We start from the raw sequence: 14,565 nt of genomic DNA on the forward strand, positions 1-14,565 counted from the left end.
CATCTTTAATTATCCAATGCCTACGGCGAACAATGCTGTTATCTCAGACTCATGTTCTTCTTTAGTAGGGCAGTAGCATTAGTATATGTACGAATGGAAAAACAACAATCCAGCTGTCGCACCGATCAAGAATGCCTCCATGCCCTGGGAGAAGACTGCCTGAATCCTTGATATTATATACACGTTTGTATGCAGACTGGATCAAGTCACCCATCTGACCTACAACTGCACAGGCAATTCCGATCACAATCGCTCTCTGCCAGGAAAGCAAACCATCTGATACTAATGCAAAAATAACAGAAGTAACAATTGCAATTACGATACCACCCAGTGCACCCTCTATAGTCTTGTTTGGACTGATGGAAGGCCACAGTTTGTTTTTACCAATGAGTTTCCCTACAAAATAAGCTCCTGCATCACTGGCCCATATGGAGCTCAGCAACAGGAACGTCCAGAACAACCCATGATGCAGATGTCTGGATTCTGCAATGTAATAGAAACCGATCCCTATATACAACACGCCGAGGAAAAGCATGGCCACTGTATTCACGGGAACCTTATTTTTGGTGACAACCGAAGCTGTCATCAGTACAAGCATTACGATCCAGATGACCTGAAATAAGGATAGCGGTCTTGCCTCCCAAAGCATTTCCCAAGGAAACACAATGGCAAAAACACCAGCATATCCAATCAGGGCCACACCTGAAAAAGGCATCACCCCGGTCATTTTAACAAATTCATAATAACCGATGAGAGCCATAAGCAATACCAAACCATGGTACCAGGGTCCGCCCAGCATGCAAAAACCTAAAAACAACACACCTGCTATGATTCCTGTCGTTAGTCGCTGTTTCAACGGCTTCATCCTCCATCTATTTCAAACCGCCGTAACGCCTTGTTCTGCGCTGATATTCGGCTACTGCTTCAAGCAAATGCTTTTTGCCAAATTCGGGCCAGTATATATCCGTAAACCATAATTCACTATATGCAAGCTGCCAAAGCATAAAGTTGCTTAATCTCAACTCTCCGCTCGTCCGGATCAGTAGATCCGGATCAGGCATGTCAACCGTCAGCATATGTCTATCAATGAGTTCAGGTGTTATATCCTCTGCCGATAGTTCCCCCGATTTCACCTGCAGAGCGATCTGTTTAACACAGTCCGTCATTTCACGACGACTTCCATAGTTCATTGCAAAGTTCAAAACGAGACCTGTATTATGTTCCGTGAGACGAATGGCTTCCCGCAAGGCATTAATGGTATGAGAAGGTAAATGTTCCTCTTGACCCATCATGCGAATGCGCACATTTTTTTCTATAAGTTCATCCAGCTCTATGGCTAGAAATTCTTGCGGAAGTCGCATCAGAAAATCCACTTCTTCTTTTGGACGCGTCCAGTTTTCTGTCGAAAAAGCGTACATCGTCAGATATTTGATGCCCAGTTCATCCGCCGCGATGGTCGCACGTTTGACCGCCTTCATGCCATTTTGGTGCCCGGCTATACGCGGGAGTCCCAAACGTTTGGCCCATCGTCCATTGCCGTCCATGATGATGGCGACGTGCTGCGGGATATTGTCCTCGGATATAGTCAGCGTTTCCTGCTTGTCAGCCCCATTCCACCACGACCGAACCCGTTTGATCATTCCTGTTCCTCCAAAATCCCTGAAGTTTCTTTATCTGAAGCTTGGAAAAAGAGACAAAACCCCACCGTATTGGAGGGGCTGCGCTTGTCTTACACTTCCATGATTTCTTTTTCTTTGGCAGCGAGTACCTTATCGACTTCAGCAATAAACTTGTCGGTCGATTTTTGGATATCATCTTGATGTCTCCGGGATTCATCCTCGGAAATATCTGACTTTTCCATTTTCTTAATGTCATCATTCGCATCACGGCGAATGTTACGAATCGCTACTTTACCTTCTTCACCGAACTTCTTCGTCAGCTTAACAAGTTCCGCTCTACGTTCTTCCGTCAATGCCGGAATAGACAAACGGATCATGCTACCATCATTGGCTGGAGTAAGACCCAGATCTGATTTCATGATGGCACGCTCGATGTCACCCATGGAGGATTTGTCCCAAGGCTGAATCATCAGTGTACGGGAATCCGGAGTACTAATATTAGCGAGTTGATTCAATGGCGTCATTGCCCCATAATACTCTACCTGAATTCGGTCCAGAAGAGCTGGAGTTGCGCGGCCTGCACGCAAAGTAGCCAGGTCACGACGCAATGCTTGAATTGCTTTTTCCATACGCTCTTCGGCATGTTGTTTAACCGCTTGTGGCATTAATCTACACTCCCTTTAACGATTGTTCCGATACGTTCGCCCAGAACAACACGTTTGATGTTACCTTGTTCCGTAATGGCAAATACGATCAACGGGATGTTGTTGTCCTTACAAAGCGAGGATGCCGTCGAATCCATTACACCAAGGTCTTTGTTAAGAATATCCATATAAGTCAACTGATCAAATTTCACAGCTGTACTGTCCTTAAACGGATCTGCTGAGTATACACCATCAACTTTATTTTTGGCCATCAAGATAACTTCTGCTTCAATCTCCGCTGCGCGCAGTGCTGCTGTTGTATCCGTGGAAAAGAACGGGTTACCTGTACCTGCTGCAAAAATAACGACCCGGCCTTTCTCCAGATGGCGAATAGCTCTACGACGAATATAAGGCTCTGCAATCTGTTGCATTGCAATAGATGTCTGTACACGCGTAGGCACTTCAATCTGTTCCAAAGCATCCTGCAGTGCCAGCGAGTTCATTACTGTCGCCAGCATACCCATATAATCGGCAGTTGCACGATCGATGCCGTTTTCGCTACCGGCAATTCCACGCCAGATGTTTCCGCCGCCACATACAATAGCAACCTGTACACCAAGTGCAACAACCTCTTTTACCTGTTGGGCAATCGACGAGATCGTATCTGCATCAATACCATAGCCGTTTTGACCGGAAAGAGACTCTCCGCTGACCTTTAAGACAACACGTTTAAATACTGGCTGTTCCAATTATTCACCCTCCACTTTGAATCGAACACGCTTAGTGTTCAACCAACAAAACTTCTCGCGCATGGCCTCCTGCTTAAAAAGAAAGGAACACAGTTGTGTTCCGCTCTTTTAGGAAAAACGTTTAACCGGTAAGGCACTGTTTTCCTGAGATATAAGGGAGTTTACGCTTCGAAGTTTCATCATTCTTATATCTTCGAAAATCAATTCTGCTCGCCGGTTTATAGAAACCGTCTTATTTGTTTACTTGGGACATAACTTCTTCTACGAAGTTGTCTACTTTTTTCTCAAGACCTTCACCCAGTTCGTAACGAACGAAACGACGGATGGAGATGTTTTCACCAATTTGGCTGATTTTTTCGTTCAGCAATTGAGAGATCGTTTTGTCTGGATCTTTAACGAAAGTTTGTTCCAACAGGCAGTACTCTTCGTAGTATTTACCGATACGGCCTTCAACCATTTTTTCAATGATTTTCTCTGGTTTGCCTTCGTTAAGAGCTTGAGCTTTCAGGATTTCTTTTTCTTTTTCCAGCTCATCTGCAGGAACTTCTTCGCGTGTAACGAATTTAGGATTAGCTGCAGCGATTTGCATAGCTACATCTTTAACGAAATCCTTAAATTGATCCGTTTTACCAACGAAGTCTGTTTCACAGTTAACTTCAACCAAGACACCAATACGTCCACCAGCGTGGATGTAAGATTCAACAACGCCTTCAGTTGCTGCACGGCCTGCTTTGCTTGCTGCTGCAGAAAGACCTTTCTCACGCAACAATTCAGCCGCTTTTGTTACATCACCGTTTGCTTCTTCCAGTGCTTTTTTGCAATCGAGCATACCAGCGCCCGTTCTTTCGCGAAGTTCTTTTACTGCACTCGCATTAACTGCCATTATAAATTCCCTCCAACATTAAGTATTGTGCGTACACTCTAAAAAAAGGGCAGTGAGAGGTTATCCACCTGCCAACCACCCTTTTCATTTAGTTTATAACATATGTTCGAATCTATTAAGCGGAAGTTTCTTCGCCTTGGTTAGCTTCGATTACAGCATCAGCCATTTTACCTGTCAGCAATTTAACAGCGCGGATCGCGTCGTCATTACCTGGGATAACATAATCGATCTCATCCGGATCGCAGTTAGTATCAACGATACCTACAATTGGGATACCCAATTTGCGAGCTTCCGCAACAGCGATACGCTCTTTGCGTGGATCGATGATGAACAGGGCGCTTGGCAGGCCTTTCATATTTTTAATACCGCCCAAGAATTTCTCCAGACGATCTTTTTCTTTGCGAAGCAAGATTACTTCTTTTTTAGGCAATACAGCGAATGTACCGTCTTCTTCCCAAGCTTCCAACTGTTTCAAACGATCAATACGTTTTTGAATAGTTTGGAAGTTAGTCAGGGTACCGCCGAGCCAGCGTTGGTTAATGTAGAATTGACCAGCACGTTCAGCTTCTTCTTTAACAGAATCTTGAGCTTGTTTCTTAGTGCCCACGAAAAGAATTTTACCATTCTCTCCTGCGATTCCTTTAACGAAATTGTAAGCCTCTTCGACTTTTTTCACCGTTTTTTGCAAATCGATGATGTAAATTCCGTTTCTTTCAGTGAAGATATAACGATCCATTTTTGGGTTCCAACGACGAGTTTGGTGACCGAAGTGTACCCCAGCTTCGAGAAGCTGCTTCATGGAGATTACTGCCATCTTCACACACCTCCTAATATGGTTTTTATTGTGTCCTCCGCCGGCATCATTTTTCGCCAAGACTCTCCATAAGGAAAGCACCCTCAACAAAATTAGCACATGCGTGTGTTTTAACACCGTTATCTAATATAGCATAACTGACTGTCCGATGCAACAGTCTTTGAAGCTAAAATCTACTTTTCGTTTTTTGCTAGTATCGAATCATTTTAAACTTGATATGTAACTCAGGCGCTAATTATTATCAAGCTTTGAAAATGTACCGTTTAATACGCAAAAACCGTCCTGTCCGAGCATGCTCAGTTTGACGGTTCTTTCGTAATTTTTGCGATAATGGATTTGAAACTTTCGCCTTTTTCAAGCGCATAGGTACCCACCTGGATTTTAGTATTGATTCGCTCAGCCTTGCCAGCCTTTATGAATGCTTGAGCATCATCTACGATTCCGGCGGTTTTTAGGTTTGCTGCAACGATCGCCAAGCTATTGCCTGAACGTACTTTGAATGATACTGTTGCGCCTTTCGGATTGCTCGGCGTTACAGGTTCTGTTGTCTTCGGCTCAGTTATCTCTTTTTGCCCTTCACCTTCACTTGCAGTAGGCTCTTGTGGCTTCTCAGGCTCTGCAGGTGTTTCCGTAGAGGTTACTGTCTCAGGTGGTGTTGCTGTTTCCCCTTGCAACTCACTGCTTTCTTGCTTTTTTTTCTCTACCCACTCAGCTTCTGTGTACAATTCCTCTTCAGAACCGATCACCTTCATATCCAGGCTTTTTGCGGCTGTTTCAAGCTGTTCTTTGGTCATATTGGCGGTCTGCTCGGGGTCCAGATTACTATCCGACAATGCATTTTGTCCAACTGTGGCCAGTTGAAGCAAAACCGCACCAATAATCATACCGCTCCCCAGACCAATCCATAAGGATCGCTTGTCCATGACTTAGCTTTCCTCCCGTTCTGCCAGTTGCAGTATTAACTGTACCTCACCACGCTGAATGCCTGTCTGCTTGGATATGGCATCCATCGACTTACCTTCAGCATGTAGATTAAAGAGTTCTGCATATCGATCTTTAATCGATTCACGCCCAGGCAAAGATTCGACTTCACTGGTCTGTTGGTCTGCTTCTAACGCCTGCTGGGCCGCCTCTGCTTGTACACTTTTCACGAGCGCTTGTGCTTGCAGACCTTCGGAAGATTGTACGGATACATTACCGGAGTGTGGAACAGGTGATGCGACAGCTTCATTCTTTTTGCTCTGTTCCAGCTGATCCAACCGCTGCTGTAATTCCTGAAGTTGCAATTGCATACGTTGATCGGCTGCTGTCGCTTCTCCCTTCATTTCAGCCACACGTTGAATAAGAGCATCATTATCATTTTCGATCTCGGTCATGTAGTGTTCAAGCGTAGATTCCATCTCCTGCACCAGTTGATGCCCAGGCTCTTGCGCCTTGTTTTTCCGTGGCATAATACAAGCGTATGCGATGGCGCAGGCCCCTAATATGACAATAATGATCCATGGTGACAAATTGGGTTCTCTCCTTCTGATTCAACCATCGGTGCGCAAAACTGCATGTCCATAACAACCGTTTATTATAAAGACAGATCTATGTGTTTTCCCTTGTACGGGTGCTCTGCAGGTTTGACAGTTTCTTGAGCCTGAGCCGTCTCCTGTCCATCGGAACCACTCTGCTGATCCCCATCATGGTTATGACCATCACGCACCGAAGTCTGTGAAGTTTCGTCCATTGCTTCACTTCGTTGCCTTGCTTCATTTGCTTCTTTCGACGTTTGCTCTGCCAAAAGATTCTGATCCGTAATCGGTCGCTGCTGGGCTTCACTTTGATAACGTCCCGCTTCACTTGTTCGTGGTACCGCAATCTGCAACTCAACTGCTTTGAAACTCATACGCTCACCTCACGGTTTCGAATGGATTTCTTCCTGTGCCTGAATGCTGTACTTAAACGTATGGAACCATCGTAATATCACCATCGTGATAATAAAATGAAATTCGACTCACTGGATCTTTAATAAATTTCGTGTATCTGCCGATAACTATTTTAGAGCCTCCATAAATCATCTTCAGAATATCAACACGAGCATTACTTGTATCTTCAAGTGCCTTTTCAATTTCAAAGATACGCATTTTCGTTTCTTCACTTATACGAAGAGCAGATTTCTGCGTAGCATTCAGCTTGATTCGCATCGACATCTTATCTGGAGTTAGTTGTCCAGCGGCAGCTAATTGATCCAGCAATGTCAAAGCTTTCTTCGTTTTGTCCAAGGAATCCATCTGCTCTCTGACTTCCTTGCGCAAATCATTGAGTTCGTTACGCAGCTTTGGTAGCACACCAACTTCAATGGAAGTGACCGTGGACATGCTGTTGCCCACAACACGCGCTGAGACGTTCTGACCAGCCTGGATCGAGCCACCAACAATAAGACCCTTGGTTCCCGCACAGATGACACCGTGGCCAGCACGAATATTGGAATGCATAATACTTTGGGAAACCAGAACATCTTCACCGGCATCTACGTTGCCTTCTTGAATGAAAGTACATTTAACATTATGGCCTGCTTGTACCAGTCCTTTGTTATAACCAATAATACCACCGGTAATTTCGATTGAGCCGCCTGCTTCCAGTTCAGCTCCTTCGACACCTCCGACGACACGAATGTCACCTGCTGCTTTTACTTTAAATCCGGTAAGTACATTGCCTCGTATGACAACTGTGCCTACAAAATCGATATTACCGTTATTGTAGTCAACGTCACCATTGACTTCATAAACCGGAAACACATTCAGTTTGTTACCGTCCGTTTTGGTAACCAGCCCATCCAGTGCAGCATACATCGCAGAACCATCCGGATTAATCACAACGTTTTTCCCAACTTTAAACCGAGCTTCTTTTCCCGGACGATAAGGAATTTCCTCACCCGTTACTGCCCTGCCTGGTATGCCATCGCTAGGAGCGATCCGCTCTGCAATGATCTGACCACTACGAACATTGTTTAACCGTGTCACTTCTTTGTAATCGACAGTTCCATCTTCCGATTCCAGTGGTCGTCGTTCATTCGTATCGTCCATTCCAACCAGAACCTTGATGAAGCCATCTGTTCCTTGAATGGGAGCAACACCTTTTGCAATCTTGTATTTATCTTTCAAATAGGTTTCAGGGTTGCTCACAAAAAGTAATAATGCCTCTCGCGATACACCTTGTTTGATGCCCTTGTTCGCCACAAATTGTTCAAGTTCATCGATCGTGCAGGCAAAGCCTTCTTCCTCTTTGGAAAATTCAAGGTAGGCTGTGCATTTGTCGTCCGATAAAACAATGTTTAAACATTGTTCCAAAGCAGTCCGCTGTGTCACCGCAATTCTTCCCCCTTTTAGACTTTCCACTCCCCAAACTCCAATGATATTACTTCTCTCTATTAATCTTTACGCATCAACAAATCTTTCTGTTTGTCCAACGTGCCGCGTAATCGTAATATTGCCTTGGAATGTAACTGGGATATACGAGACGGAGAAAGAGACATAACCTCAGCAATTTCACTAAGAGAAAGATCTTCGTAATACAATAGTGAAACAACCGTTCTCTCTTTTACCGTCAACTTGTCAAGCCCTTGCACCAAAGCTTCCTTCAAATAAAACTCATTCACTTTATAATCCGGATTTTTGGCTTTCTCATCCACCATCAAAGACAGACGAGTCTCAGACTCTTCCTCACGAATTGGGTCCTCCAGCGAGCAAAGTGACATGACTGCCACTTCCTGAAGCATATGTTGAAAATCTTTAGTGGATACGTCCAAGTACTCGCTCATTTCCTCATCACTAACAGACCTGAGATAACTTTGTTCCAGCTGTTGGTAGGCGTCTTCAATTCGCTTGGCCTTCTCCCGCACAGAACGCGGAACCCAATCACCTTGACGCAGTCCGTCAAGAATGGCTCCGCGGACCCTCCATGATGCATAAGTTTCAAATTGCAGACCACGTTCATAGTCGAACTTCTCCAATGCATCAATTAACCCCATAACGCCATTGCTCTCCAAGTCATCCTTGGGAACATTTTTGGGCAAACCAACAGCCAGTCGACCGGATACATAATTTACAATATGAAGATACTTTTCAATCAAAGTTTTCTTGGCTTCAAGATCTCCATGTTCTTTCCACTTTTCCCACAGATCAGAATGGTTCAAATGTGAAGCTTTACGCTCGTTCAATTGCTTTCACCCTCCTTATTTGTCTGTCAGGTGACGAACGGCCTGCGCCAATTCCTCCGGATCCTTGGTCCGGACAAGTTTAGGCGGATCCAAAGGGGCGAATCCCGTTGGAGCTTTCGTCTCAGATGGCGGAAGATCGTCCCCAGATGAAGCGTTCTGTCCACTCTTGAGCAAATCATTCAGCTCTTGTCCATCGTCTTCGATTTTAATGTCCACCTGTGAACCTCTTTGATCTTGAGCACTTGGTGAATCATAACCATACCCATTTCCCTCGATCTGAGGGTTCAGCAGCAATCCCAATCCCCAGCGTAAACCATATGCAAGGACAAACCAGGCTACGAATCCGATCAATCCGCGAATTAAACTGGTCATCAGCACATTGCTGCTGTATGCTACAAAAAAAGTAAGAATAAACCCAACGATGCCTGCTCCAAGATTAATGCGGTAGTTTCCTATCATAGTCTTATAGTTCCTTTACACCCATTTGTACGCTTCGAATAGTCAAAAGTCCAGTTTCACAATCCATCTCAATCGTTCGTCCATAATTCCCACCCGTATCTTCTGCTAGAAGAGGGATATTGAGTTTTTGAAGCCACTCTCGACAAGAATCTGCATTCCTTGGTCCAATACGCATTGTATCTCCAGCGCCAGCAAAGGCAAACATCTGAGAGCCTCCGGCCATTTTAGACACAATACGTGAGTGAGAAGCGCCTAGTTTAATCATCTTTTCCAAAAGCTCAGGCAACGCCGTATCCGCATATTTCGCAGTGTTCAGTTTCCCTTCACGGGCGATCTCTGAAGTAGGAAGCATGACATGCGCCATTCCAGCCAGCTTCAAATGTGGGTCATACATTGTTAATCCCACACACGAACCCAAGCCAGTCGTACGGATTACACCAGGAAGATGAGCGATGTTTAAATCCGCCATACCGACTTTAACGACGCTTTTGTCCTCAATCATGGCTCAGTGGCACCCCTAGCGATTCAAATATCTTTGCAAAGGATGGTGGATCCGGAATGAGGAAAAACTGACCCTCAACTTGATCTTCACCTTCAAAGAAAGATGTGTCAATCAACAATGCACTGTCACCCATCTCGCCAAATTGCAGCAAGCCATAACTTAGAATGGCACCTGCCATGTCGATGGCAAGTCCAGGGACAGTTGGATACATAGACAACTTTGTGAAATCTGCCAAAGAAGAAAGATAGGATCCAGCCAAAATATTTCCAATTTCGGAAAGCGCTGATTGTTCCATATCTGTAAAAGCGAGTCCTTCTTTCAGATCAAACCCGGCAAGTCTATTCAACAACATTTTAGCAGCCTCTGGTGTCATCATAAAGAAAAGATTTCCCGGTGCTTCGCCTTCTACACGAAGAAACACGGTAACCACGATGCGTTCATCTCCGCCCACTTTTTCGGCAACTTCTTCAAAAGGCAGCATTTGTACTGTAGGTACACCCATGTCAATCGGTCTGTTGAGGAGTTGAGACAACGCCGTTGCGGCGTTGCCTGCTCCAATGTTACCGACCTCTTTGAGCACATCCATCTGGAATACCTCAAATCGGTTGAACATCTCCACGGTACTAGCCCTCAACACTTTCCAGCTGTACAATCTCGCTTTTATTTAATACTTCGTTTAGGTTGAGCATGATCAGCAAGCGTGAATCCTCCAATTTGGCCACACCACGCAGGTATCTAGCTTTGACACCGCCAACCACTTCTGGTGGGCTATCGATCGCACTGCTCTTGATATCAATAACATCATTAGCAGAATCTACGATAAAGCCAACTTGCATGTCGTCTACACCTACGATAACAATACGAGTCTGATCCGTGTATTCCGTTTCCGGAAGGGAGAAACGACCGCGTAGATCAATGACTGGAATTACAACACCGCGTAGATTAATAACTCCTTTTACAAAGGAAAGTGTCTTGGGAACACGGGTAATTGGCATCATGCGCTCAATCGTCTGAACCTTGTCTACCTCAATACCATACTCTTCGGAACCCAATTTAAAGACGATGACTTTCAACTCTTCTTCCATGTAAAAAACCTCCCTATTAAATGTAAGACTTAGCTCTGTGCTTATTTAATAAATGCATTAGGATCAAGAATCAGGGCTACTTGTCCATCTCCGAGAATGGTTGCTCCAGAGATTCCTTCAATAGCAGGAAGATAGGTTCCCATTGATTTGAGAACAATCTCACTTTGTCCAATAAATTCTTCAACAGCTACGGCTGCAAGACGGTCGCCTTTGCGAATCACGACAATTTCTGTTTCTTGCTCATCAGCGTCATTGAAATCCGGTACAGAGAATACTTCGCTCAAAGACAAGTACGGAATCAGTGACTCACGGAACGTGATCATTTTATTGCCGTGAATATTACGAACTTGCTCACGTTGTACAATGGCCGTCTCTACAATGGAGGACAACGGAACAGCATATTTCTCTGAACCAAGTCGTACAAGCATTGCAGCAATAATGGATAGTGTCAACGGAAGCTGAACAGAGAAGTTCGTGCCTTTGCCTGGAGTTGAATGAATCGTTACATTACCGCCAAGCGAAGTGATCTTCGATTTTACTACATCCAAGCCAACGCCCCGGCCAGAGATATCCGAGATAATATCAGCAGTACTAAAACCAGGTGCGAACAACAGTTGATTCACTTCATCATCACTCATCTTGGCACCTTGTTCTTCGGTTACAACACCACGTTTGATCGCGGTTTTCAAAAGCTTGTCGCGATAGATACCTTTACCATCATCTTCAATCTCGATAAATACGTGATTTCCACTGTGGAAGGCACGCAGGTTTACTGTACCCATCTCTGGTTTACCTGCAGCTACACGCTCTGAAATAGATTCCACACCATGGTCAACCGCGTTACGCAGTAAATGCACAAGCGGATCACCAATCTCATCAATTACCGTTCGATCCAGTTCCGTCTCAGCACCTGTAATCACCAGATCGATTTTTTTATCAAGTGTCTTAGCCAGATCACGGATCATGCGCGGGAATCGATTAAATACGGTATCTACCGGAACCATCCGCAATTTCAGTACAATATTTTGCAAATCTGTGCTAACTCGACTTAAATGAGCTACTGTATCGGATAAATCATTGTTGCCTGTCTCACTGGCCAGTTGCTCCAGACGTGAACGGTCAATCAACAATTCACTGAACAGGTTCATCAATACGTCAAGACGTTCAATATCCACACGAATGGTACGTGAAGGTGCAGCAGCTTGCTTCGGTGCAGCTGTTTTAGCTGGTGCCGTTGTGGTTTCTTCTTTGGGTACAGAATTCTTATCCGGCGAAGCAACCTCAGCTACAGCTGTTGGTGCGGGTGGCGCTTCAACTGTAGCTGCTACCTGATTGGCCATCTGCTGAAGAGTCTCCTGATCCAGTTGAATGAGCTTTGCACTTTCAATTTCAGAGATACTCATGATGCCTTCTTCCAGTTCGTGCGCCTCTTTAGTTGTTATGTAATACAACGAGAAACTGCGCTCAAACTTCTCCTGCTCAATATCCTGAACGGATGGGTAAGCCTTAACCACTTCACCTGAACGTTCCAGCATATCAAAGACCATATAAGCCCGTACACCTTTTAACTGGCTATGTTCGCTAACAAGCACATCCACGTAGAACACACGATGACCTTCGGCGATCGACTGATCCAGCACTGAATATTGGAATTCATCCAGCTCCACAGCCGAAGAGATTGAAGCATTAGCCGGCTTGTTTGTTTCTGTAGCAGGTCCATTTCCGTTTGTCATTTCACCATTTTCAATGGCTTGAAGTGAAGCTACGATTGACGACACATCTGCTTTACCTTGTCCACCTTCGGTAATATCCTGAACCATGGTTTCCAAAGCATCCAGACTCTTGAACATGGTATCAAAAATGTAATCCTGCATTTTCAACTTCTCATTACGAACCAGATCCAACACATTTTCCATTTTATGTGTCAGTGATGCCAAATCTTCAAAGCCCATAGTTGCTGCCATACCCTTCAAGGTATGAGCAGAGCGGAATATAACCTGAACTATGCCCAGGTCTTCCGGATTGCCTTCAAGTTGAAGCATGTTTTCGTTAAGCGATTGCAGATGATCATTAGACTCATCAATAAACATGGATAAATATTGGTTCATGTCCATTGTGAGGCACCTCCTCCGTGAGTTACACTCCGTTATTTCACTGCTTGAACAAGTTTAGAAGCAATCTCCTGCAATGGCAGAAGATGACGAACGCATTGCAGCTCTACAGCAGAACGCGGCATACCATATACAACACATGTTTCTTCATTCTCGGCAAAGGTTGATGTAACTCCAGCTTCGTATAATCTCTTCATCATACGTGCTCCATCACTTCCCATTCCCGTTAGCAAAACAAGATGCCTTTGTAAAGATGTAAACGGCAGAAGTGACTCAAACATCGTATCCACTGAAGGTCTATGTCCATTCACTGGTTGATCTTCAGTCAACTTCACGATAAACTTCCCGTCTGCTGTTTTGTTAACTTTCACATGGAATCCGCCGGGTGCTATATAGGCGGTTCCTTTTTTCAGAACCATGCCCTCTTCAGCTTCAACCACATGCAGTGGACTGAATGTATTTAATCGTTGAGCCAGAGAACGTGTGAAATTGGGCGGCATATGCTGCACAATAATGACCGGTGCAGGCAAATCAGCAGGCAACTGCTCGAGCAATGTCTTGAGAGCCCTCGGTCCACCCGTAGAACAACCTATTGCCACAAGTTTGTTGAATGGTCCTTCCAGCCCCCCTCCACCTTTGGGAACAGGATTAGGCTTGATTACATCCTTGGCTTTTGCAGAGGCAGAAGTTGCTGCTATTTGATCAGCTGCCACTCTAGCTGCATTAGGTAGTCGAACTTCCTTTGGAGTCTGTACTGGATTAGCTGACCTCACTGCTTTTTCTGCCTTCGTCCCCACATTACGCTCAGCCTTTGGCAAAGGCTCCGGTTTATTCTCTACGCGACCTGGTTTTGAAGGTGACAATGGTTCAATTGGTTTCTTTGCTTTGGCCTGAAAGGCTTCAGTCCGCTCTCGAAGAGAGCGTTGAATCGTCTCGACAGGTTCGATCGTTTTTTTCACAGGCTCCGCTCGATCCCTAGCCGGCAGTTCTTTCTGCACTGGCTGAGTTGGGGGAGCAACTGCTCCTCGCAACATGTCTCTATTTTTCATGGATAACTCACGATCAGCTTTTCTTTTGATCTCATTCATCGCAGCTCGCATGCGCTCAACCAAGGCTTTACCAACTTGAGCAATATCCTGGTCATGTGAAATAGACGGTTTGCGAATGAAGTCAAATGCCCCAGCTTCAAGCGCCATAATGGTTTCTTTCATGCCTTGTTCATTGATACCAGAGAGCATAATCACAGGAACGAAAGATTCCTTCATAATTGATTTTAATGCATCCAACCCATTCATTTCGGGCATCTCAACGTCCATTGTAATAATATCGGGTTTCAATTCTAGTGATTTTTGAATCGCTTCTCTACCGTTTGATGCCGTTGCCGTAACCTTGAATTCTGGATCCGCTTGGATCAAATCCGTAACAATCTTACGCATAAAAGCGGAATCATCGACAACCAATACTTGATACGCCGCCATGTTGTGTCACCCCTGTT

General features: G+C 44.8%; 17 protein-coding genes. All 17 read right to left on the reverse strand.

Annotation, left to right across the window (positions count from 1 at the left end; genetic code table 11):
* Positions 1–61: 61 nt before the first annotated feature.
* The 17 genes from ACDJ59_RS14630 to cheB all read right to left on the reverse strand — a co-directional run bounded on the left by ACDJ59_RS14630 (position 62) and on the right by cheB (position 14,548).
* Positions 62–856: a phosphatidate cytidylyltransferase gene (locus ACDJ59_RS14630; protein WP_413409613.1), complete on the reverse strand. Its 795-nt coding sequence runs from the start codon at positions 854–856 to the stop codon at positions 62–64.
* A gap of 16 nt (positions 857–872) precedes the next feature.
* Positions 873–1,640, reverse strand: coding sequence for an isoprenyl transferase (locus tag ACDJ59_RS14635; RefSeq protein ID WP_017689151.1), 768 nt, complete (start codon positions 1,638–1,640; stop codon positions 873–875).
* Positions 1,641–1,729: 89 nt separating this feature from the next.
* On the reverse strand, positions 1,730–2,284 hold the full coding sequence (frr, locus tag ACDJ59_RS14640) for a ribosome recycling factor (protein ID WP_017689152.1): 555 nt from the start codon (positions 2,282–2,284) through the stop codon (positions 1,730–1,732).
* Complete coding sequence (gene pyrH, locus ACDJ59_RS14645) at positions 2,284–3,012, reverse strand: UMP kinase (RefSeq protein ID WP_017689153.1); 729 nt, start codon at positions 3,010–3,012, stop codon at positions 2,284–2,286. Before pyrH ends, frr begins: the two co-directional genes overlap by 1 nt.
* A 232-nt stretch (positions 3,013–3,244) precedes the next feature.
* Positions 3,245–3,895: a translation elongation factor Ts gene (tsf, locus tag ACDJ59_RS14650; RefSeq protein ID WP_036609326.1), complete on the reverse strand. Its 651-nt coding sequence runs from the start codon at positions 3,893–3,895 to the stop codon at positions 3,245–3,247.
* A gap of 115 nt (positions 3,896–4,010) precedes the next feature.
* Positions 4,011–4,709, reverse strand: coding sequence for a 30S ribosomal protein S2 (gene rpsB / locus ACDJ59_RS14655; protein ID WP_017689155.1), 699 nt, complete (start codon positions 4,707–4,709; stop codon positions 4,011–4,013).
* A 296-nt stretch (positions 4,710–5,005) separates the two neighbouring features.
* Positions 5,006–5,632, reverse strand: coding sequence for a hypothetical protein (locus ACDJ59_RS14660; RefSeq protein ID WP_413409616.1), 627 nt, complete (start codon positions 5,630–5,632; stop codon positions 5,006–5,008).
* A gap of 3 nt (positions 5,633–5,635) precedes the next feature.
* The gene (locus ACDJ59_RS14665) at positions 5,636–6,220 is read right to left on the reverse strand and encodes a hypothetical protein (RefSeq protein ID WP_036609330.1); all 585 of its coding nucleotides are present in this window, start codon (positions 6,218–6,220) and stop codon (positions 5,636–5,638) included.
* A 65-nt stretch (positions 6,221–6,285) separates the two neighbouring features.
* Entirely contained in the window at positions 6,286–6,600 is a 315-nt protein-coding gene (locus ACDJ59_RS14670; protein ID WP_036609332.1) for a hypothetical protein, read from the reverse strand.
* A 52-nt stretch (positions 6,601–6,652) separates the two neighbouring features.
* On the reverse strand, positions 6,653–8,062 hold the full coding sequence (locus tag ACDJ59_RS14675) for a DUF342 domain-containing protein (protein ID WP_413409618.1): 1,410 nt from the start codon (positions 8,060–8,062) through the stop codon (positions 6,653–6,655).
* A 62-nt stretch (positions 8,063–8,124) separates the two neighbouring features.
* Positions 8,125–8,913 carry a FliA/WhiG family RNA polymerase sigma factor gene (locus ACDJ59_RS14680; protein ID WP_017689160.1) on the reverse strand — a complete coding sequence of 263 codons (789 nt, stop codon included), beginning with the start codon at positions 8,911–8,913 and terminating at the stop codon, positions 8,125–8,127.
* 15 nt (positions 8,914–8,928) lie between these two features.
* Entirely contained in the window at positions 8,929–9,372 is a 444-nt protein-coding gene (locus ACDJ59_RS14685; protein WP_017689161.1) for a hypothetical protein, read from the reverse strand.
* A 4-nt stretch (positions 9,373–9,376) separates the two neighbouring features.
* A complete protein-coding gene (locus ACDJ59_RS14690; RefSeq protein ID WP_017689162.1) occupies positions 9,377–9,874 on the reverse strand; it encodes a chemotaxis protein CheD in 498 nt (165 codons plus the stop codon).
* Positions 9,867–10,487 carry a chemotaxis protein CheC gene (locus ACDJ59_RS14695; protein WP_413409820.1) on the reverse strand — a complete coding sequence of 207 codons (621 nt, stop codon included), beginning with the start codon at positions 10,485–10,487 and terminating at the stop codon, positions 9,867–9,869. Before ACDJ59_RS14695 ends, ACDJ59_RS14690 begins: the two co-directional genes overlap by 8 nt.
* 10 nt (positions 10,488–10,497) lie before the next feature.
* A complete protein-coding gene (locus ACDJ59_RS14700; protein WP_036609340.1) occupies positions 10,498–10,959 on the reverse strand; it encodes a chemotaxis protein CheW in 462 nt (153 codons plus the stop codon).
* Between the two features lie 41 nt (positions 10,960–11,000).
* A complete protein-coding gene (locus ACDJ59_RS14705) occupies positions 11,001–13,073 on the reverse strand; it encodes a chemotaxis protein CheA (protein ID WP_249911086.1) in 2,073 nt (690 codons plus the stop codon).
* 32 nt (positions 13,074–13,105) lie between these two features.
* Positions 13,106–14,548 carry a chemotaxis-specific protein-glutamate methyltransferase CheB gene (gene cheB, locus ACDJ59_RS14710; protein ID WP_413409620.1) on the reverse strand — a complete coding sequence of 481 codons (1,443 nt, stop codon included), beginning with the start codon at positions 14,546–14,548 and terminating at the stop codon, positions 13,106–13,108.
* Between the last annotated feature and the right edge of the window lie 17 nt (positions 14,549–14,565).

The sequence above is a fragment of the Paenibacillus amylolyticus genome, from assembly GCF_047302515.1.
GTDB lineage: Bacteria > Bacillota > Bacilli > Paenibacillales > Paenibacillaceae > Paenibacillus > Paenibacillus amylolyticus_G.